Raw genomic sequence first — 21,855 nt, forward strand, 5'->3', positions numbered from 1 at the left:
GATCCTATTTTTTTTAGGGGGGATTACCGATCATTAGCACACCAGTATTTAGGTGTATTTTCGAAATTGTAATCCATGCGACGTAAAGGAAATGAGGCAGGTAAACGGGTTGAGTTAGTTTTCATTATTTACTCCATTTATTATTAGTTCTAAAATAGAACTTATGGAGTAGAAGCTAGTTCTATATTCTTTTCCTGTCAATTAATTTTGAAGAAGATAGATAATATTGTCCCTAACTGATAGATAGATAATCGTTTCTGACATGTGCTCTAGAGTAAAAGGATAAAAGAAGATAAAATTTTTTATGAATTAAATACCCAAACCATAATTTTGATTTGGGTATTCATAAGATAACTTAATTATTAAGCGCAGGTGTAGCAGCCGCAATTGCTGCTGCAACAGCATCTTCTTCAGATTGAGCTGGAGTAGCTGGCTTTTGTGGTTCCGTCTTTACTGGTTTTGGTTCAGTTTGAGTCGGTTTAGGTTGTTCTGTTGTAGAAGTTTGAGTTTGGCTGCTAGTAGTTGTTTCAGCAGGGCGAATCTCACGACGAACTTCAGTTGTTGTATTTGGAGTTTCTTCACGAATAGTTTCGGTAACAGGAGCTGTAGTTTCTTGATTATCTACGCTTTCAAGCGTTTCAAACTCACTGTTCTTAGGCTCAGTTTGTGCTTGACTCGTTTCAGTTTCAGCAGTTTGTTCTTGCTGATCTTCGTTTTTAGGCTCTTCTTTTTTGACGCACGCAGTTAATAAAAGACCAGTAGCAATCGCTGCACAAAGTAAAAGTTTTTTATTCGCCATTGTTAAAACAACATATTAAAAAAGGACAGGGGGAATTATATCAGCAAATTAAAAGAATAAATCACTTACATCAAACAGCTTTGTTGATATTTTATAGTTGCTTGCACCATCCATACTAATTTTTAAAGTGATAAAACTAAAAAATCATAATCTAAACTTGAAAATGATTGCTGTCAGCCATGCAAAAAGAATTTATGTATGAAATATCCACAATTCCGATAAATTTTTATCGAAAATGCTGATAGAATAGCCAGTTGTTTATAGTTCTTTGAATTGATGCGGTTTGACTTTGCTTTATTAGGGCAGAGTACAGTAAAATTGCACAACATTGTAGGCCGATTTCGGCTCGATTGTACGAGAAACTCAATGACCCATTTTATTTTTGTCACTGGTGGTGTAGTTTCATCACTAGGTAAAGGTATTTCTGCTGCTTCTGTTGCTGCACTTTTGGAAGCCCGTGGCTTAAAAGTCACTATGGTGAAAATGGATCCATACATTAATGTCGATCCAGGTACCATGAGTCCATTCCAGCACGGTGAGGTTTTCGTCACAGAGGATGGTGCTGAAACTGACTTAGATTTGGGCTATTACGAACGTTTCTTACGTCGTGCGAAAATGACCAAATTAAACAACTTTACAAGTGGTCGTGTTTATCAAGATGTTTTGAATAAAGAACGTCGTGGTGATTACTTAGGCGGTACAGTTCAAGTAATTCCGCATATTACTGACAATATCAAAGAACGTGTTCTTCGTGCAGGTGAAGGTTACGACGTTGCTATTGTAGAAATTGGCGGAACTGTTGGTGATATCGAATCACTTCCATTTATGGAGTCGGTTCGTCAACTTATGGTTGAGTTGGGTCATAAACGTACAATGCTCATGCATTTGACTTTGTTGCCGTATATCAAATCAGCTGCTGAGTTAAAAACAAAGCCTACTCAACACTCAGTTAAAGAATTACTTTCAATTGGTATTCAACCAGACATTTTAATCTGTCGTACTGAATATGATGTTGATGCTGATACTAAACGTAAAATTGCTCTTTTCACTAACGTAGAAGCGCGTGCAGTTGTTGTTTGTAAAGATGCGAAAACAATTTACCAAATTCCACGTAATTTTTATGAGCAGAATGTTGACGATTTAATTTGTGAACGTTTTGGTTTTAATGATCTTCCTGAAGCAAATCTTGAAGATTGGGATAATGTTGTTGAAGCATTACTCAATCCAGAGTACACGGTACGTGTAGCTATGGTTGGTAAATATGTTGAATTGCCAGATGCATATAAATCTGTCAATGAAGCACTTTTACATGCTGGTATCCAAAATCGCGTAAAAGTTCAGATTGATTATGTAAATGCTGAAGATCTTGAACAACAAGATATTAGTGTTTTAAATACTGCTAATGCGATCCTTGTGCCAGGTGGTTTTGGTGAGCGCGGTACTGAAGGTAAAATGCGTGCGATCCAGTATGCACGTGAAAATAAAATACCTTTCTTGGGTATTTGTTTAGGTATGCAACTTGCTGTAATTGAATATGCTCGCAATGTGGCAGGTATTCCAGAAGCAAGCTCTACAGAGTTTAATCGTTCAACTAAATATCCATTAATTGGCTTAATTACAGAATGGTTAGACGAGCGTGGCGAATTACAACAGCGCAGTCTTGAATCAGACTTAGGCGGAACAATGCGTCTTGGTGCTCAAAAGTCAGAATTGGTTGAAGGTACTAAAACTCGCGAAGTTTATGGTAAAGCTGAAATTACTGAGCGTCATCGCCATCGTTATGAAATGAATGATCGTTTCATTCCTACGCTTGAAGAAGCTGGTATGAAAATTTCAGGTTATTCTTCTGTACAACATTTAGTTGAAACTGTAGAAATTCCTGAACATCCTTGGTTTATTGCTGTACAATTCCACCCAGAATTTACAAGTTCACCACGTGATGGACATCCATTATTTGCTGGTTTTATTGATGCTGCGAAAAAACAGCACCAACAAGGTAAATAATGCAGTTCTTTAAATAAACTGGGAAAGTTTAAATGTCACAATTAAAACCACAAGAAGTTGTACGTTTAGGCGATATACAAATGGCAAATCATTTGCCATTTGTATTATTTGGCGGAATGAACGTATTAGAATCAAAAGATTTAGCTTTCGAAATTGCTGAAACTTATATTGACATCTGCAAGCGCTTAGATATTCCTTACGTGTTCAAAGCGAGCTTTGACAAAGCGAATCGTTCAAGTTTGAATTCTTTTCGCGGCCCTGGTTTAGAAAAAGGGATTGAATGGCTTGCTGACATTAAGAAACAATTTAATGTCCCTATCATTACTGATGTACATGAACCATATCAAGCAGCTCCAGTTGCTGAAGTTGCTGACATCATCCAATTACCTGCTTTTTTAAGTCGTCAAACTGATCTTGTTGAGGCGATGGCTAAGACTCAGGCTATTATCAATATTAAAAAAGCACAATTCTTAGCTCCACATGAAATGCGCCATATTTTGCATAAATGTCTTGAAGCTGGAAATGACAAACTAATTCTTTGTGAGCGTGGTTCAGCATTCGGTTATAACAACTTAGTTGTTGATATGCTTGGTTTTGACATCATGAAAGAAATGAATGTCCCTGTGTTCTTTGATGTGACGCACTCATTGCAAACACCTGGTGGACGTGCTGATTCAGCTGGTGGTCGTCGTGCCCAAATTACGACGTTAGCACGTGCAGGCATGGCGACTGGTTTAGCTGGTTTGTTCTTAGAAGCACATCCAGAGCCTGAAGTAGCGAAATGTGATGGACCATGTGCATTACGCTTATCTCAATTAGAGCCATTCTTGGCACAGTTAAAAGAATTGGATACTTTAGTTAAAGGATTCAAAAAGTTAGATACCCATTGATGTATGAAAATACATCTTTTTATTCATTAAACAGAGGAATTGTTCATGAGCCAAATCGTTGACATCCGTGCACGCGAAATTTTGGACTCTCGTGGTAACCCAACCATCGAAGCAGACGTAATTTTAGAATCTGGGGTTGTTGGTCGTGCATGTGCACCATCTGGTGCTTCAACTGGTTCTCGTGAAGCTTTAGAACTTCGTGACGGAGATAAATCTCGTTACTTAGGTAAAGGTGTTCGTACAGCAGTTAACAATGTTAACACATTGATTCGTGATGCTTTGTTGGGTAAATCAGTTTTTGAGCAAAAAGACATTGATAATACAATGATCGCGCTTGATGGCACTGAAAACAAAGAAAAATTAGGTGCAAACGCAACTTTAGCAGTTTCTTTAGCTGCTGCGCGTGCTGCTGCTGAAGAAAAGAAACTTCCTCTTTTCCAATATATCGCAGACCTTCGTGGTCAAACTATTTTGACTATGCCTGTACCGATGATGAACATCCTCAACGGTGGTGAGCATGCAGATAACACTGTTGATATTCAAGAGTTCATGATTGAGCCAGTTGGTTTCACTTCATTTGCTGAAGCGTTACGTGCTGGTGCTGAAGTATTCCATTCTTTAAAATCAGTTTTAAAGAAACAAGGTTTAAATACTGCAGTTGGTGATGAAGGTGGTTTTGCACCTAACTTGCGCTCTAATGAAGAAGCGATCCAAGTTATTTTACAAGCAATTGAGTTAACTGGTTATAAAGCTGGTTCTGACATGATGCTTGCTTTAGACTGCGCATCTTCTGAGTTCTACAAAAACGGTCAATACGTTTTAGAAGGCGAAGGTAACCGTGCTTTCACAAGCCATCAATTTGCTGATTATTTAGCTGGTCTTGCAAATCAATATCCTATCATCTCGATCGAAGATGGTTTGGATGAATCTGATTGGGAGGGTTGGAGCTACTTAACATCAATTCTTGGTGACAAAATCCAATTGGTTGGTGACGATTTATTCGTAACAAACCCTAAGATTTTACAACGTGGTATTGATGAGAAAGTAGGTAACTCTATTCTGATCAAATATAACCAAATCGGTACTTTGACTGAAACATTAGATGCTATCTATCTAGCTAAAGCAAATGGCTATTCAACTGTTATTTCACATCGTTCTGGTGAAACAGAAGATTCGACTATTGCTGATTTGGCAGTAGGTACAGCAGCTGGTCAAATTAAGACTGGTTCTCTATGCCGTTCTGACCGCGTTGCAAAATATAACCAATTACTTCGTATTGAAGAATTGACTAAAGCAGCTTACCGCGGTAAAGCTGAATTCAAAGGTTTAAAATAATCTCTGAATTATGCTAGAAGTCTTTCGATCAACTTCGAGTAAATTGATTCTGTTGCTTGCAATCGTTCTGATTGCAAGCTTACAGTACCAATTTTGGTTAGGTGAGGGAGGATATTTCCCTCATCAAGCTTTAGCTCAACAAATCACGCAGCAAGCTGAAATCAATGAAGAGCTAAAAGAGCGTAATCGCATTTTAGCGGCTGAAGTTTTTGACTTAAAAAATGGAACTGAAGCGATTGAAGAACATGCACGTCTCGATCTAGGTTTAATCAAACCAAATGAGACCTTTGTGCAAATGAGTACGATCAGTACCCATTACAAACCGATCTATATCGATCCAAATGCAAAATTAGATGCCCCAACCAATGAAAATCCAGACTAAATTATGGGCTGTTGTACCAGCAGCAGGCTCAGGTAGTCGTTTTTCAAAATCTGAATTAAAACAATATCAATATATTGCTCAGCGTACAGTAATTGAGCATACGGTCAACAGGCTCAATACTTTGCAGTTAGCTGGATGTGTTATCGCTATAGGTGAGAGCGATAACTTTGCCCAGACATTAGCTTTTGAGCACTTAGATAGGCTTCACTTTTGTAAGGGGGGAGCTGAGCGTGTTCATTCGGTATTAAATGCTTTGATGTATTTATTAAATATTGCAGATGAAAATGATTGGGTTCTCGTACATGACGCAGCACGCCCTTGCGTTACAACAGATTGTCTCGAAAAATTGATAATTACTGCTGTAGAGTCAGATCAGAGTTCCATTTTAGCTATACCTGTTCGAGATACATTAAAACAAGTAGTTGAAGACCATCAAATAGAGAAAACAGTGAGTCGTGATCTATTGTGGCAAGCTCAAACACCACAAGTGGCAAAGATAAGCATATTAAAAAATGCAATAGAGTCAGCACTGAAAGATCAAATTGTAATTACTGATGAGGCAAGTGCACTGGAATATATAAATGAACCCGTACAAGTTGTACAAGGTCGTTCAGATAATATCAAAATCACTTATCCAGATGATTTAGAACTCGCTCGTTTAATATTGCAATCACAAGCCATAAATTAATTTTTTATAAAAATAGCCTAAGTAAAATTGATAATTTAATGATTGTAACACCAATATAAATGACAACTATTTCACTATTTGATAAATTTATTGACTAAACTTTACAACGGATTAACAAATGAAAAAATTATTACTTTCAAGTTTTTTTACATTGGCATTAGTTGGTTGTGCTTCAACACCTGAGCAATCTCAAAATGTAGCTCAAGAAACGATCCGTTATTCAACAAGCCCATGTTTTGGTGCATGTCCAATTTATTCAGTTGAAGTTTCACCTAATGGAACAGTTCATTTCGAGGGTAAACAGTACACTAAAGTGACTGGTACACGCGATCTTCAAGTAGATCCTGCTGTGTATAAGAAATTACAAAGTGAATTAAAAACGTATCGTCCAGAAACTGGTTCTAATGTAAAAACAACAGGTTGTGTGCAAACTGCAACAGATAAACCTAGTTCTTATTTTTGGTGGAAACAAGCAGATGGTACTACAACACGTTTGAGTCATTACACTGGTTGTATTTCACCTGCAAACGATGAATTAAACAAATTAATTGATAAGTTACCTACATTAATAGGAATTGAAGAACTGGTATAAGTGTTGTCTGATGACAAGAGCATACCGCTTGTAGAAATTTCTTAGATTGTAAAAAAACTAGCTGTCGTATAACTGTATACGGCAGCTTAGATAGAAAACTATAGAGAATTAGTCTGTAAAAACCATATAAAATTAATAAATTAAAATTAGCTCAAACTGAGAATCGCTTGATTAAAAACTTTATGTTTTAGTTAACAACCTAGCCATTATTTATGCTAATAATAGTTAAACTAGAAAAGACGATATCAAATTTTCTGAGCATTATTACTTAGTTTTTTTAACTTTAGATAACATCAACTTGGCTCTAACGGTTGTTTAAATTAAAAGGACGAGGTTGTAAAGCGCAAAATTGAACAGAGCGTTGGAGTTTTTTTCCAATGGTCAAAAAATTATTTTTTGTTAAAAATTAAATGAGATAAATTATTAAATTAAATCATATGTTTAATTTAATACACATAGAAAATGGTTGAAAAAAGGTACAAAAAGATTTGTATAGTTTTTGAATAATTACTTCATTAAATATACAAAATAATATATTATAAAAACATATAATGTTTTAAAGAGTAAAACAATGTCTAGCATTATTTTAGCTTTGATTGGCGGTGCTATCCTTGGAATTGCAGTAGTGGGCTATTTGTATGTAAATGGTCGTATTGCAGGGATTAGTGGCTTGCTTGCGCAGGTTTTACAACCTAAATCACTTTTGAATAATCCTGCATTTTGGTTCTTGTCTGGCTTATTCATCATTCCTTTCATTTACCAATTATATGTTGAACCTGAGATTGTGATTAAATCCTCACCAATTGGATTAATCATTGCTGGTATCTTGGTAGGTTTTGGCACGCGATTAGGTTCGGGATGTACTAGTGGTCATGGTATCTGTGGTATGAGTCGCTTATCAGTGCGTTCGATCGTTGCAACGGTCACATTTATGCTAGCTGGAATCCTGACTGTATTCGTTATTCGCCATATTTTAGGAGTTGCGATATGAAAAATGTATTTGCGTTCATATTTGGCGGATTATTTGCACTAGGACTAATGGTCTCAGGTATGTCAAATCCTGAAAAAGTTTTAGGATTTTTAGACATTTTTGGTGAGTGGGATATTAGCCTAATGTTTGTGATGATTGGGGCTATTGCGATTGCCATCATTCCATTCCAAAAAGCGATCCGAAATCCAAAAACATTATTCGGTGAAGTAATTTCATTACCCACTAATAAACAGATCGATAAAAAATTGATCGTTGGTTCGATGCTGTTCGGTATAGGTTGGGGGATAGCTGGTGTATGTCCTGCACCTGCAATTACTCTGATCGGGTTAGGCTATGCTGAAGCATGGTATTTTATCGGAGCAATGTTCCTCGGTATCTTTATTCATCGCATATGGGCAGAACGATAAGTAGGAGAGATTAGATGCAACATCCTCAAGTCAAAGCATTTTTTGATGAAAATACAAATACATTTAGTTATGTGGTGACTGACCCAGAAACTAAAGTATGTGCCGTAATTGACAGTGTTCTAGATTATGATGCTGCATCTGCTTCTACATCAACTCATAGTGCAGATCAAATTATTGATTTCGTAAAGACTCATCAGTTAAAGGTTGAGTGGATACTAGAAACACATGTCCACGCAGATCATTTAACCGCATCTCAGTATCTCAAAGAATATTTGGGTGGAAAGATTGCGATGAGTGAAAAGATCGGTATTGTGCAAGAGACCTTTAGCTCAATATACAATCTTGATGTGAAGATGTTTAATTCACACCAAACTTTTGATTATCTCTTTAAAGATGATGAGCATTTTAAGATTGGTCATCTAGATGCTTACAATATTCCAACGCCTGGACACACGCCAGCGTGCTTGAGTTATGTCATTGGTGATTCTGTCTTTGTTGGTGATACTTTATTCATGCCAGATTATGGTACGGCGAGATGTGATTTTCCTAAAGGAAGTGCGGATATACTTTTTGATTCTGTTCAAAAGTTATATGAACTACCTGATGATACGCGTGTTTATCTATGCCATGATTATAAGCCTGAAGGTAGAAATGAGTATTTCTATGAGACAACAATTGCTGCACAGAAACACAGTAATATTCATTTGAAATCTGATACCGATCGACAAGATTTTGTAAAGATGCGTCAGGCACGTGATGCCACTTTGGCGATGCCAAAGTTGATTCTGCCATCTATACAAATCAATATGGATGCAGGTCGTTTTCCAGAACCAGAAAGTAATGGTGTGCGGTATTTAAAGTTACCATTCAATTTTTTTAAACGTTGATAAAAAAATTGATAAACAAGGAAGATACACGTTGTCTTCCTTGTTTATTTTCTATTAGAAATGAGAAAGCTATTTTGATACAGAATAATTGATTAAACTGTTTTAAATTTTTCATGTTGTTAGATTTTAATGACTATTTTTGAAATTGAAACACATCCACTGAAGCCATTCTTACCATATAATGCTAAGTTGCTAATGTTGGGAAGCTTTCCTCCTCCTCAAAACAGATGGAGGATGAATTTTTACTATCCAAATTATCAAAATGACATGTGGCGAATATTCGGATTAATATTTTTCAAAGATAAAAACTATTTCCTTGATTTATCAAATAAAAACTTTAAAGAACAAAAAATTCGTGAATTTTTGATAGAAATTGGTGTAGGAATATTCGATACCGCATTTCGAATTAAAAGATTACAAGGTAATGCATCTGATAAATTTCTAGAAATAGTCACGCCTACAGATTTGTCAGAATTACTCATCCAAATTCCTGCATGTCACACCATTATGACGACTGGTGATAAAGCGACAGATACACTGATGCAGCATTTTCCTGAGAACCCCATTAAACCGATGATTGGACAATCTGTGCAAGTAAACTATATGGAGCGAGAGTTAAGTTTATATCGTTTACCTTCATCGTCACGTGCTTATCCTTTAGCTCTAGATAAGAAGGCAGAAGCATATAAGCTATTTTTTGAAGAAATTGGCTTGGTTTAGTTAAATACAGAGTGCTTTTGCACCATCAAAGCTACATTATGAAGCCTCTCAAAGCCACATATCAAAAAATACCTAAAATATAGAGTTCTAACGATCAAGATTTTTGTTCTGCTCAAAGCTAAGCTGACAATGATCAAATTCATAGCTTTCATTTCTCAAATTGCAAAATGCTAGAAAAACTCTGCTCTAAAACTAAGCTTAAGCTCTTAAATAAAATCGCATCTTGCTGAATTGTGGCGCAAGCGCATTAAAACAAAGCCTTTTTAGCACCATTAGTTAATCTACAAGTTTAAAATTTCATGGTGAATAAGTTAATTAATTGAATTTTATTTAAAAAATAAACTGGCACACTTTCTGCATTTATTTATCCAAACTTGTATACAAGATGGGATTCATAAAATGCATGAGATAAAAACTTTAGGTTGGACAATTTCAGAGTGGCAAACAGCTTATTCAAAAAATGAAATCCAACTTGATACTTTAAAAGATTTAGTTGCATCAATTGATCCTCAAGATAATGCGTGGATTTCAATTGCGACCGTAGAACAGATTGAACAGCAAATTCAATTTCTCAATGAATTAACTAAAGAAGCTGAGAGTTTAGCAAAACAATTTCCACTCTACGGCGTTCCGTTTGCAGTTAAAGATAATATTGATGTTGCAGGGTTTGTAACTACCGCAGCTTGTAAGGCATTAAATACAATTGCAGTACAAGATGCCGAAACAGTGCGTTTGTTGAAGCAAGCGGGTGCAATCGTAGTTGGTAAAACTAATCTTGATCAGTTTGCAACGGGTTTAGTGGGAACGCGTTCACCTTTTGGTATTGTTGCAAATACATTTAACTCTAAATATGTCAGTGGTGGCTCAAGTTCTGGTTCAGCAAGTGTGGTTGCTCGTGGATTTGTCCCATTTGCATTAGGCACAGATACCGCAGGTTCTGGACGTGTACCAGCGGCATTTAACAATATTGTTGGGCTAAAACCAACCAAAGGGCGATTTTCAAATCGTGGTTTATTGCCTGCATGTAAAAGTCTAGATTGTATTTCGATCTTTGCTTTAACTGTTGCAGATGCAGACTTAGTTGCAAATATTTTAGAAGCATATGATCCGTTGGATAGTTATTCACGTAAGCATCCAAAGAATGTTCCAGTGCATTTCTCTAGCAAATTAAAATTTGCCATTCCAGAAAAACTAAATTTCTTTGGGGATGAGCAATCAGAAAAAGCATTTCAGCAAACAATTCAATTGCTTGAATCATTAAATGCTGAAATTACTAGAATTGATTTTTCAGATTTTGAGCAGCTGGCAGCGCAACTATATCAAGGTTCATGGGTGGCAGAACGTACCGCAGCCGTTGAATATTTACTGAAAACCAATCCTGATGCATTTGATCCAACGGTATTAGAAATTATTAAAAACGGTGAAAAATATTCAGCGGTGGATGCCTACAATGCAGAATATTTAAAACAAGATTTAGCTCGAAAAATCCAACAAAGATTGGCTGACTTTGATGCCTTAATTGTTCCAACTGCACCTACAATTTATACCATTGAGCAGCTTGAACAAAATCCGATTGAATATAACGCTCATTTAGGAATCTACACTAACTTTACCAACTTGGCAGATTTGAGCGCTTTAGCTTTACCAGCAGGATTTAGGGCTGACCATTTACCATTTGGGATCACTCTAATTGCGCCAGCTTGGCATGATGCAGCATTAGTTCATTTTGGCAAAGCTTGGCAAAACTATCTTGCACTGAAATTAGGGGCATTGGATAAAGCTCTGCCTTTAAGTTCTTCTACACCTATTTCACAACATCATATTCGCGTTGCAGTCGTCGGTGCTCATTTGACAGGTATGCCGCTAAATTTTCAGCTCACCACACGTGATGCCGTACATATCGAAACCACAACGACCTCTAAAAACTATGCGCTGTATGCCTTAAACGGCACGATTCCGCCTAAACCAGGCTTAGCACGTCAAGAAGATGGTCAAAGCATAATTGTTGAATTGTGGGATGTCCCAACTGCTCGATTTGGTGAATTTGTGGCTGAAATTCCGACACCTTTAGGCATGGGTAATGTCGAGTTAGAAGATGGACGTTGGGTGAAAGGATTTATCTGTGAGCCTTATGGCATAGATGATGCAGAGAATATTAGTCATTTTGGTGGATGGAGAGCCTATATCCAGCATCGTAACAGCCAAGCAGCAAACACAGCGAATTAATTGGGGGGAAATCATCATGTTTAAAACTGTACTTATTGCAAACCGTGGTGAAATTGCTGTTCGAGCGATTCGCACACTTAAAAAATTAGGTATAACCAGTGTTGCTGTGTATTCGGATAGTGATCGTTATGCGCAACATGTCGAAGATGCTGATATTGCGATTGGATTAGAGGGTTTAAAACCAGCCGATACTTATTTGAGTATCGAAAAATTGATTCAGGCAGCTAAACAAACTGGCGCAGAAGCAATCTTTCCTGGGTATGGCTTTCTTTCTGAAAGTGCAGATTTTGCTCGTGCTTGCGAAGAAAATAATATTGCTTTCATGGGACCAACGGCTGAGCAAATTCTAGAATTTGGTCTAAAGCATCGTGCTCGTGAATTAGCTGCTGCTGCCAATGTACCAATGACACCGGGAACTGGATTGTTGGATAGCTTAGAAGAAGCACTGATTGCCGCAGATCGTATTGGCTATCCAATTATGTTGAAAAGTACTGCTGGCGGTGGTGGTATTGGTTTGACTCGTTGTGATTCGCCACAAGCGTTAACCGATGCATATGAAAGTGTAAAACGTTTGGGCGAACAATTCTTTAAGGATGCAGGCGTATTTATTGAATGCTTTATTGATAAGGCTCGTCATGTTGAAGTACAAATTTTTGGTGATGGAAAAGGGCAAGTTGTTGCATTCGGTGAGCGTGATTGCTCTTTGCAACGTCGTAACCAAAAAGTGGTAGAGGAAACGCCTGCGGCGAATTTACCTGAAGCTACACGTAAAAAGCTGCATCAGGCAGCAGTGGAATTAGGTAAATCCGTTAATTATCGTAGTGCAGGAACGGTTGAGTTTATCTACGATGCCAATCGAGATGAGTTTTATTTTCTTGAAGTGAATACACGTTTACAAGTTGAGCATCCAGTCACTGAAATGGTGACAGGTCTAGACTTAATTGAATGCATGCTCAAAGTTGCTGCTGGTGATGAACTTGATTGGGCATATCTCAGCAATATTCAGCCGAAAGGTGCAGCGATTGAGGTTCGTGTTTATGCCGAAGATCCTGTAAAAAATTTCCAACCAAGTCCCGGCGTGTTGACTGAAGTCGCCTTTCCAAAGGGAACACGTGTTGATACTTGGGTTAAAACAGGCACAGAGATTTCTCAATACTTCGACCCAATGATTGCCAAGATCATTGTGCATGCTGATGATCGTGCTAGTGCGATTGAAAAATTAAAAACCGTTTTGGCTGAAACTCGATTGAATGGCATCAGCACAAACTTAGATTACGCACGTGCTATCGTTTCAGATCAGCGTTTTGAATCTATGCAAGTTTGGACAAGAATGTTGGATGATTTCAATTACACGCCAAACGTGATTGAAGTGGTTCAAGCAGGGACTTTGAGTTCAATTCAAGATTATCCAGGTCGTACAGGCTACTGGGATATTGGTGTTCCGCCATCTGGTCCAATGGATGATTATGCATTTCAGCTTGCCAATCGTATTGTTGGGAATGATGCTAAAGCCGCAGGTTTCGAGTTTACCTTAGTTGGACCAACATTAAAGTTTCACACAAATACGATTATTGCTTTGGCGGGAGCAAGCTGTACTGCGTTGTTAGATGATCAGGAAATTGATTTTTGGAAGCCTGTAGAAGTTAAAGCAGGACAAATTCTAAAAATCGGTCAAGTAGAATCAGGTTGCCGTACATATTTAGCGGTTCGAAATGGTTTGGATGTCCCTGTATATTTAGGCAGTCGTTCTACTTTTGCGCTTGGTAATTTTGGTGGTCATGCAGGTCGTACCTTACGTGTCGGTGACATGATTAAAATGGTTGATCCAGCATTTGCTAGTGCAGAATTGCCACTTGCTCATGATGAACCTCAAGCATTGTCGTCTGACTTGATTCCTGAATATAGTAATGAATGGGAAATTGCGGTGTTATATGGGCCGCATGGTGCACCAGATTTCTTTAAACCTGAATATGTAGAAGAATTTTTTGCTTCGGAATGGACAGTACACTTTAACTCAAATCGTTTAGGCGTGCGTTTATCAGGACCAACGCCAAGCTGGGCACGAGAAAATGGTGGTGAAGCAGGTTTACATCCATCAAATGTCCATGACTGTGAATATGCGATCGGTGCAATTAACTTCACAGGTGATTTCCCTGTGATTTTGGCAAAAGATGGTCCAAGTTTAGGCGGTTTCGTTTGTCCTGTAACGATCGCCAAAGCAGAACTTTGGAAAGTGGGACAGCTTAAAGCCGATGATAAAATTCGTTTCTATCCTATTAGTGTTGAACAAGCCAATGAACTTGAACGTCAGCAAATTGAAAATATCCAAAACTTTGCGGAAGCAAGTAAAGTTGTAGAAACGATTGAGCCAATTCAAGAAGTTGTCAGTACGATTTTGGCACAACGTGAACCAACGGAATTGTCGCCAAAAACAGTGTATCGTCAAGCAGGTGATAGTTATATTCTCTTAGAATACGGCGAAAATGTTTTAGATTTAGCTTTACGGTTACGTGTGCATCAACTGATTCAAATGATCCGTGATGCAAAAATTGCGGGCGTATTGGAACTGTCACCAGGTGTTCGTTCACTACAGATTAAATACGATGGCTTAGTGATTCCACAATCACAATTGATTGCTCAATTACTTCAACTTGAAGAAGAAATGGGTGATTTGAGCCAATTAAAAATCCCATCTCGGATCGTACATTTGCCGATGGCATTTGAAGACAGTGCCACTTTAGGCGCTGTTGAACGCTATCAAGAAAGTGTTTGCTCTAAAGCACCATGGTTGCCAAATAACGTTGACTTTATCCAACGCATTAATGGCTTAGCAGATCGAAATGAAGTCAAAGATATTATTTTTGATGCAAACTATTTAATTCTCGGCTTGGGTGATGTGTATTTAACTGCACCATGTGCTGTGCCAATTGATCCACGCCATCGTTTACTCAGTTCAAAATATAATCCAGCACGTACCTTTACCGCAGAGGGAACGGTTGGGATTGGTGGTATGTACATGTGTATCTACGGCATGGATTCACCAGGCGGCTATCAATTGATTGGGCGTACTTTGCCAATTTGGAACAAGTTTAAGAAAAACAAACAATTTGGTGATAAACAATGGTTCTTACAATTCTTTGATCAAATTAAATATTTTGAGGTGACAGAAGAAGAACTGAATCAATGGCGCGCTGACTTTGAAAATGGTCGTGCTGAGATCAAGATTGAAGAAACAGAGTTCGATTATGCGGATTATGTAAAATTCCTAGAGAATGAAGCTAAAAGTATTGCCGAGTTTAAAGTTAAGCAACAACAAGCATTCACAACTGAAGTGGATCGCTGGAAAGAGGAGTTTGCTGCTCAGCCTGAAGAACAGATTCAAGAAAATAACCATGCTGATTACAGTCATTTAGCATCATTAAATGCATCGATGACAGGTAATATCTGGAAAATTTTTGTTGAGCATGGTCAAGAGGTTAAAAAAGGTGAAACTGTTGCTATTATTGAAGCAATGAAAATGGAACTTCCTGTTTATGCAGAAGAAGATGGCATTGTAAAAGCCATTATTTGTAGAGCAGGGCAAACCGTACATAGTGGTGAACCATTGGTGTATATGGAATAGGGTGGAATGAAAGAAATAAAAATAACAACAAAAAGCTCAGACAATTTGTCTGAACTGGTTTACCAACGCATCAAGAATGATATCTTTGATTTTAAGCTGATGCCAGGTGAACGTTTCACTGAATCCGAAGTTGCAAAAGCTTATGATGTAAGTCGTACCCCAATCCGACAAGCATTATATCGTTTGCAACAAGAGGGTTATGTTGATGTGAGTTTCCGTAGCGGTTGGCAAATCCGACCGCTCAATTTTCGATATTATGAAGAACTTTATGATGTGAGGATCGTATTAGAAAAAGATTCGATTCGTAAACTTTGTCAGATGGATCATCAAAATTCGGTTGAATTATCTCTTTTAAAAGATTTATGGTTGATTGAACCTCATCAATACCTAAAAGACATTAAACAACTGTCACAACAAGATGAAGATTTCCATTGTGCTTTAGTTCGTGCCTCTGGAAATAATGAAATGGCGAGAATTCATCGTGATTTGAGTGAACGAATTCGTATTATCCGTCGTTTAGACTTCTCAAAAGATTATCGCGTTGAAGCGACCTATCAGGAGCATCAGAAAATACTAGGTTATATTTTTAATCGTAAAGTAGATGAAGCCATTCAAGCGATTGAAGCACATATTATGCAAAGTCGTGATGAAGTGAAAAAAATTACTTTACAGATGTTGGATTCGAGTCAGTTTTATTAAGATTAGAGTATGGTGAGCAATAAGGATTTTTATGGATAACTGGCATTATGCCGTTGTAGCTTCAATTGTGACTATACTTGGAATGAGTTTAATTTCATTTCTCAAACTTTTTAAACTATGGAAGGCTTCCTTAAGTATTTTTTTATTTCTAGTATAGGGTTTTGTATCATTGGAGGATTAGGTAGGAAATCTGAAAATCATGGCTTTGATGGTGCATGGGGAAAACATGGTATATTGATGGAGTTTATGAATCTAGAAATAATTATGGTTAGTTTAGGCGTGGGTGTTTTTATAACACTATTATTTTTCTTAGCTATTGTTTTTTCTGATAATAAATAATATTTAGTTTTTGCTAGCTCATTTTTATAAATCTATATCACATGTTTAAATGAACTTCACAAAACTCTATTTTCTATGCCTAATCCTGCATAAAACTAACATCTTTCCTGAATTTTCTATTTAATAATAAAGATCAAATTTAGAATCATCAGATGACACATGATGAATAACCAAATACTTAGCTCACTGTTTTTAAAACTTGTTGCTAAAGAAGGCTTCTTTGCTACGTCAATAGATGGCATCACTTTGATGCGTGTAGATCACAACACACCACCATTAGCCGTATTGCAAGAACCGACCTTAGTTTTTTGTTTTACAAGGCAGTAAACGTGGTTATATCGGAACTGAAACCTATGCATTTCAGCAAGGCGAATGCCTTATCGTCTCCGTGTCTATGCCATTTGATTGTGATACGGTAGCGAGTCCTGAATTGCCTATGATTGCAGTCAGCATGAAACTAGAGGCGGATACGGTAAATGAGTTGTTGGCAAAAACATATTTTGAAGATGAGCAATTTAAACCCCTCACCACAGGCATGAGTGTAATTCAATATGATCAAACCATTTCGAATGTATTGATACGACTATTAAAAACTTTAGGTTCAGAACAAGACTGCTTGATTTTAGGTGAACAAATTAAACGAGAGTTATTGTATCGAGTGATTCAACATTCGGGTGCAGATGCTTTAACAGGATTAGTAGTTCAAGGCAATTTACGACAGATTTATAAGATTTGTGAATATATTCAACATCATTTTACAGAGAAATTAACAGTGGAAATGCTTGCTGAGCAAGCCAATATGAGTATTTCTGCGTTTCATAAAGCATTCAAACAAGTCACATTACATTCACCTTTGCAGTATCTCAAAGTCACGCGGTTGCATAAGGCAAAACAAATGTTGCAAAACGAAAACCAAAGCGTTGCTCAAGCAGCTTATGCTGTTGGTTATCAAAGCTCATCTCAATTTAGTCGAGAGTTTAAAAAGCAGTTTGGTTTTTCTCCTAATCAAACTGAAGTAAATATAGATAAGGAATGAGTAAATCATGAATCAAAATAGTAGTGAACAAATGAAATGTATCGAAATTACTCAAGCTGGCGGTCCTGAAGTTCTAAAAGTTGTACAAGGTAAGAAACCTGAGATTAAAGAAGATGAAGTACTAATTGAAGTCCATGCCACAGGCATCAATCGCCCTGATATTTTGCAAAGACAAGGGTTGTATCCGATGCCGAAAGGTGTAACGCAAATTCCAGGATTGGAAGTTGCTGGCATCATTTCAAAAATTGGTTCAAAAGTAGAAAAATTTAAAGTCGGTGATAAAGTCTGCGCGCTGACTAACGGTGGAGGATATGCAGAATACTGTGCTGTCCCAGCAAATCAAACTTTAGTGATTCCAAAAAATCTGAGCTTTATTGAAGCAGCAGCTATTCCAGAAACTTATTTCACAGTATGGGCAAATCTATTTCAGATCGGACAGTTAAAAAAGAATGAAACCGTGTTAATTCATGGAGGAGCGAGTGGAATTGGTTCTACAGCGTTGAGCTTATGTCATGCGATGGGTATTCAAACTTTTTCCACAGTGGGAAGTGAAGAAAAAGTAGAAAAATTAAGCTCAATTTCGACGGTTATTAATTACAAGACACAAAATTTTGAACAAGAAATCTTATCACTCACAGATCAGCAAGGTGTAGATGTGATCTTAGATATTATCGGTGCTGCTTACTTTAATCAGAATCTGAGATTGCTAAAAAGAGATGGGCGACTGGTAATTATCGGATTTATGGGCGGTCGAAAAGTAGATGGCTTTGATATTCAAGAACTCATGCTCAAACGCGCTGTGGTGACTGGCTCAACGATGCGTGCTCGCACCAATGATGAAAAAGCAAAAATTACCCAAGAATTGGAGCAGTTTGTTTGGCCACTAATCGAAACAGGTCAATGTAAACCGATTATTTATAAGACTTTTGCTTTTGAAGAGGTTGCTGCAGCACACCAATGTTTGGAAAGCAGTGAACATATTGGAAAAGTCGTACTCGAAATTAAATCGTAATTTTGCCTAATCGTATTCATTCTATGCCTATTTATACATCAAGCTTGAGAATGATCACTTGGAAAAGCAATATGTAAATCAAACATATCCTACGAGGAATTTGAACATGACAACAAATACAGATGATCGTAACCCAACTCCAGATTTAGCTGAAGATAATGCTTTTTTTCCATCACCTTATTCTCTAAGTCAGTATACGGCTCCTAAAACTGACTATGACGGAACTACATATCCAAATCCATATCAAGGCGATAAAAAGATCCTCATGATTGCAACGGATGAACGCTATATTCTGATGCAAAATAACAAGTTCTTTTCTACAGGAAATCATCCAGTAGAGATGTTGTTACCGATGTTCCATTTGGATAATGCTGGTTTTGCCTTTGACGTTGCAACACTTTCAGGTAATCCAGTTAAACTGGAAATGTGGGCAATGCCAAAAGAAGAGCAAGTGGTTTTGGATACCTATCACAAGTACGAAAAACAACTGAAATCTCCACTTAAATTGGCAGATATTTTAGATCAGGCTTTAAGCAGTGACTCACCTTATGCTGGTATTTTTATACCAGGTGGACATGGGGTTTTGGCTAAAATCCCCGAAAGTAAAGAAGTTAAGGCTTTATTAAAATGGGCAGTAGATCATGACAAATATGTTATTACTTTATGTCATGGTCCAGCTTCTTTATTAGCAGCCGCAGTTGGTGAAAGCCCAAATGATTATATTTTTAAAGGCTATCAAGTCTGTGTTTTCCCAGATTCATTAGATAAAGGTGCCAATATTGATATTGGATATATGCCTGGACAATTGCCGTGGCTCGTCGGCGAAAATCTTGAAAAGCTTGGTGTGGAAATCCTAAATAAGGGAATCACAGGGCAAGTTCATCAAGATCGAAAACTGTTAACGGGTGATAGTCCCTTAGCCTCTAATAATTTGGGGAAACTTGCTGCTGAAACTTTATTAGCTGATCCAAGTCTTAACGCATAATCTTTTTTTTATGAGTTTAAAGCCCAATCTTATATTGGGCTTTTTCTTGAGAAAAATATAAAACCTGTAAGCTAGCTGACAAATCATGTCCGCAATCTTGATTATGTTAGAAAAGTAGCAAGATATAATTAAATAGTTAGAGATCATCAATGAAAATATGTATTTATGGTGCAGGCAGTATTGGATGCTATCTTGGCGGTAGATTGGTTGCTGCTGACTATGACATAGATTTTATTGTTCGTCCTAGAGTTCAGCAAGAACTTCAAACTTACGGTTTAACTGTTTCCGATTACACAGGATTTAAGCAAACTATTTCTGTAAATCAATTACAAATGAGCATTGATCCCAATGTAGTAGCTCATGCTGATATTGTCTTTGTTTGCGTAAAATCAACATCTACTGAACAAGTAGCCCTTGAATTAAAAGATATTTTAAAGAAAAAGACCATTATTATTAGTTTTCAAAATGGCTTAAGTAATGTTGGAATTCTAAAAAGAATTTTAACAGACCACATTATACTCGAAGGAATGTTACCTTTTAATGTCGCAGCTTTGGGGAATGGTCGTTTCCATCAAGGAACAGATGGTGCATTGTATGTAAAAAGCCATGAGCAATTAGCTGAACTCGTGCTTGCATTTCAAAAAGCAAAGCTAGAATTTCAGTTAGAACAAGATATGCAAGCTGTACAATGGGCAAAATTATTATTGAACTTAAATAATTCAATCAATGCGTTATCCCAACTTCCACTGAAACAAGAATTATCTATTCGAGAATATCGTCAGTGTTTGGCACTTGCTCAATTAGAAACCTTAAATCTATTAAAAATAGCCAAAATCAAACCAGCAAAACTGACTCCAATTCCAGCACAATTTATTCCTAAAATTTTAAAACTACCCAATCCTATATTTAAGATTATCAGTAAGAAAATGCTCGCGATTGATCCACTTGCGCGTTCTTCGATGGCTGATGATTTAATGGTTGGAAGAAAAACTGAAATCGATTGGATTAATGGTGAGGTTGTTAATTTAGCTAGACAGTTGAATCTTACAGCACCAATTAACCAAAAATTAATTGAGCTAGTCAAACAGGCAGAATCAGAACCGAAAGTATGGTCTGGATCAAAACTTAAAGCACAGTTAACACAATTGTGATTCGATTATGCATAAAAAAAGCGTATAGCATCACTATACGCTTTTTTGATAAAAATCTTAGATTAGACTGTTTTTACAGCATCTTGAGGGGCAAATTTCGTAATTAATACGCCGAATATAGTCGCGAAGATATACATGAAAATGGAATATACCGCGGCAGGCATCGCGATGGTGGTACTTGCCATAATGGTGAGAGCAATCGTCATGGCTAAAGTGCTGTTATGAATCCCGATCTCAAATGCACATGCACGTGCTTGATATGAACTAATGCCTAACATTCGTGGCACGAAATATCCAACCATTAAACTAATAGCACAGAATAGTGCGGTTGCTAAACCAATCTGTCCCAAATAATCTACCAAGTTGCTTCGCTCTTTGATAATTGCGCCTAGAATGATAATCAGCAGAAAAACCACGGCAAAGATTCGTACAGGAGGATTCAGTTTTTCAGCAACATGCGGTGCATAATGACGAATAATCATTCCGATGCATACAGGCACTAAAATAATCAGAAAAACTTGTAAAACCTTAGTAAATTGCAGACCGACTTGCTGTCCTTCATTCATAAAATGTAGAATCGAAAAATTTACAATTAAGGGTAGGAACACCGCTGCGATAATAGCGTTAATAGCAGTTAAAGTAATATTAAGTGCAATATCACCTTTATATAAATAGCTAAATAAATTGGCTGTCGTACCGCCAGGTGATGCAGCCAATAGCATCAAACCGACTGCTAAAAGCGGTGGTAAAGCAAGTATTTTACAAATGAAAAACGCTATCCCTACTAATAAAATGAGTTGGCAGAACAATGCAATTAAAACAGCTTTAGGGTGTTTGCTGACTCGCGCAAAGTCTTTAAGTGTTAGTTCTAGCCCCATACCTGCCATAACGATGGCTAAGGCAATAGGTAAAAATATTGTGATCAATCCTGAATCCATAAACCGTGCTTTCCTAAATGAATTTTATTTTGATAAATAATTGATATCGTTTTAAAAGTGACCATCATCGCGTACAAATCAAAGATGATCTAAGTTTCGATCTAGCACTTTAAACATATATTTATTTGAAAATCTGTCAACTACACGACAAT

Annotated in this window: 18 protein-coding genes and 3 pseudogenes; 18 read left to right on the forward strand and 3 right to left on the reverse strand. The window is 37.1% G+C overall.

Annotated elements, in window-relative coordinates; genetic code table 11:
- Positions 1 to 29 precede the first annotated feature (29 nt).
- Both A2003_RS01895 and A2003_RS01900 read right to left on the reverse strand, forming a co-directional pair.
- Positions 30 to 125 (reverse strand): annotated as a pseudogene (locus A2003_RS01895) (metal-dependent hydrolase); the annotation flags it as partial.
- 230 nt (positions 126 to 355) lie between these two features.
- Positions 356 to 799: an outer membrane protein assembly factor BamD gene (locus tag A2003_RS01900; protein WP_004911292.1), complete on the reverse strand. Its 444-nt coding sequence runs from the start codon at positions 797 to 799 to the stop codon at positions 356 to 358.
- 366 nt (positions 800 to 1,165) lie between these two features.
- Here A2003_RS01900 and pyrG point away from each other — a divergent pair, with 366 nt between their 5' ends.
- From pyrG to A2003_RS01990, 18 genes and pseudogenes are all read left to right on the forward strand, one after another.
- Entirely contained in the window at positions 1,166 to 2,803 is a 1,638-nt protein-coding gene (gene pyrG, locus A2003_RS01905) for a CTP synthase (protein ID WP_039047289.1), read from the forward strand.
- Positions 2,804 to 2,835: 32 nt separating this feature from the next.
- Entirely contained in the window at positions 2,836 to 3,693 is an 858-nt protein-coding gene (gene kdsA, locus A2003_RS01910) for a 3-deoxy-8-phosphooctulonate synthase (protein ID WP_004954227.1), read from the forward strand.
- 45 nt (positions 3,694 to 3,738) lie between these two features.
- Positions 3,739 to 5,028, forward strand: a complete 1,290-nt coding sequence (gene eno, locus A2003_RS01915; RefSeq protein WP_004911285.1) for a phosphopyruvate hydratase — start codon at positions 3,739 to 3,741, stop codon at positions 5,026 to 5,028.
- Positions 5,029 to 5,038: 10 nt separating this feature from the next.
- Positions 5,039 to 5,410: a cell division protein FtsB gene (gene ftsB / locus A2003_RS01920; protein ID WP_004911282.1), complete on the forward strand. Its 372-nt coding sequence runs from the start codon at positions 5,039 to 5,041 to the stop codon at positions 5,408 to 5,410.
- On the forward strand, positions 5,394 to 6,098 hold the full coding sequence (gene ispD, locus A2003_RS01925) for a 2-C-methyl-D-erythritol 4-phosphate cytidylyltransferase (protein ID WP_039047290.1): 705 nt from the start codon (positions 5,394 to 5,396) through the stop codon (positions 6,096 to 6,098). Before ftsB ends, ispD begins: the two co-directional genes overlap by 17 nt.
- 118 nt (positions 6,099 to 6,216) lie before the next feature.
- Positions 6,217 to 6,690, forward strand: coding sequence for a DUF6438 domain-containing protein (locus A2003_RS01930; RefSeq protein ID WP_039047291.1), 474 nt, complete (start codon positions 6,217 to 6,219; stop codon positions 6,688 to 6,690).
- 571 nt (positions 6,691 to 7,261) lie between these two features.
- A complete protein-coding gene (locus A2003_RS01935; protein WP_286686734.1) occupies positions 7,262 to 7,681 on the forward strand; it encodes a YeeE/YedE family protein in 420 nt (139 codons plus the stop codon).
- Entirely contained in the window at positions 7,678 to 8,088 is a 411-nt protein-coding gene (locus tag A2003_RS01940) for a DUF6691 family protein (protein WP_004911272.1), read from the forward strand. The genes A2003_RS01935 and A2003_RS01940 overlap by 4 nt, the downstream gene beginning before the upstream one ends.
- A 14-nt stretch (positions 8,089 to 8,102) precedes the next feature.
- Positions 8,103 to 8,975: an MBL fold metallo-hydrolase gene (locus A2003_RS01945; protein WP_039047293.1), complete on the forward strand. Its 873-nt coding sequence runs from the start codon at positions 8,103 to 8,105 to the stop codon at positions 8,973 to 8,975.
- Between the two features lie 129 nt (positions 8,976 to 9,104).
- Positions 9,105 to 9,695 carry a uracil-DNA glycosylase family protein gene (locus A2003_RS01950; RefSeq protein WP_005402594.1) on the forward strand — a complete coding sequence of 197 codons (591 nt, stop codon included), beginning with the start codon at positions 9,105 to 9,107 and terminating at the stop codon, positions 9,693 to 9,695.
- Positions 9,696 to 10,094: 399 nt separating this feature from the next.
- Positions 10,095 to 11,921 carry an allophanate hydrolase gene (gene atzF / locus A2003_RS01955; RefSeq protein WP_286686735.1) on the forward strand — a complete coding sequence of 609 codons (1,827 nt, stop codon included), beginning with the start codon at positions 10,095 to 10,097 and terminating at the stop codon, positions 11,919 to 11,921.
- 16 nt (positions 11,922 to 11,937) lie between these two features.
- Complete coding sequence (gene uca / locus A2003_RS01960) at positions 11,938 to 15,543, forward strand: urea carboxylase (protein ID WP_286686736.1); 3,606 nt, start codon at positions 11,938 to 11,940, stop codon at positions 15,541 to 15,543.
- A gap of 6 nt (positions 15,544 to 15,549) precedes the next feature.
- Positions 15,550 to 16,242 carry a GntR family transcriptional regulator gene (locus A2003_RS01965; protein ID WP_039047296.1) on the forward strand — a complete coding sequence of 231 codons (693 nt, stop codon included), beginning with the start codon at positions 15,550 to 15,552 and terminating at the stop codon, positions 16,240 to 16,242.
- Between the two features lie 31 nt (positions 16,243 to 16,273).
- Positions 16,274 to 16,581 (forward strand): annotated as a pseudogene (locus A2003_RS01970) (hypothetical protein).
- Positions 16,582 to 16,740: 159 nt separating this feature from the next.
- Positions 16,741 to 17,617, forward strand: a pseudogene (locus tag A2003_RS01975) (AraC family transcriptional regulator).
- Positions 17,618 to 17,624: 7 nt separating this feature from the next.
- Complete coding sequence (locus A2003_RS01980) at positions 17,625 to 18,629, forward strand: NAD(P)H-quinone oxidoreductase (RefSeq protein ID WP_039047297.1); 1,005 nt, start codon at positions 17,625 to 17,627, stop codon at positions 18,627 to 18,629.
- Between the two features lie 106 nt (positions 18,630 to 18,735).
- Positions 18,736 to 19,614, forward strand: a complete 879-nt coding sequence (hchA, locus tag A2003_RS01985) for a glyoxalase III HchA (protein ID WP_039047298.1) — start codon at positions 18,736 to 18,738, stop codon at positions 19,612 to 19,614.
- Between the two features lie 149 nt (positions 19,615 to 19,763).
- Entirely contained in the window at positions 19,764 to 20,765 is a 1,002-nt protein-coding gene (locus tag A2003_RS01990) for a 2-dehydropantoate 2-reductase (protein ID WP_039047299.1), read from the forward strand.
- A gap of 62 nt (positions 20,766 to 20,827) precedes the next feature.
- On the opposite strand, the gene A2003_RS01995 is transcribed toward A2003_RS01990, so the two are convergent.
- Entirely contained in the window at positions 20,828 to 21,703 is an 876-nt protein-coding gene (locus tag A2003_RS01995) for a bile acid:sodium symporter family protein (protein WP_039047300.1), read from the reverse strand.
- Positions 21,704 to 21,855 lie beyond the last annotated feature (152 nt).

The organism is Acinetobacter sp. GWC1_38_13 (assembly GCF_001767535.1).
GTDB lineage: Bacteria > Pseudomonadota > Gammaproteobacteria > Pseudomonadales > Moraxellaceae > Acinetobacter > Acinetobacter junii.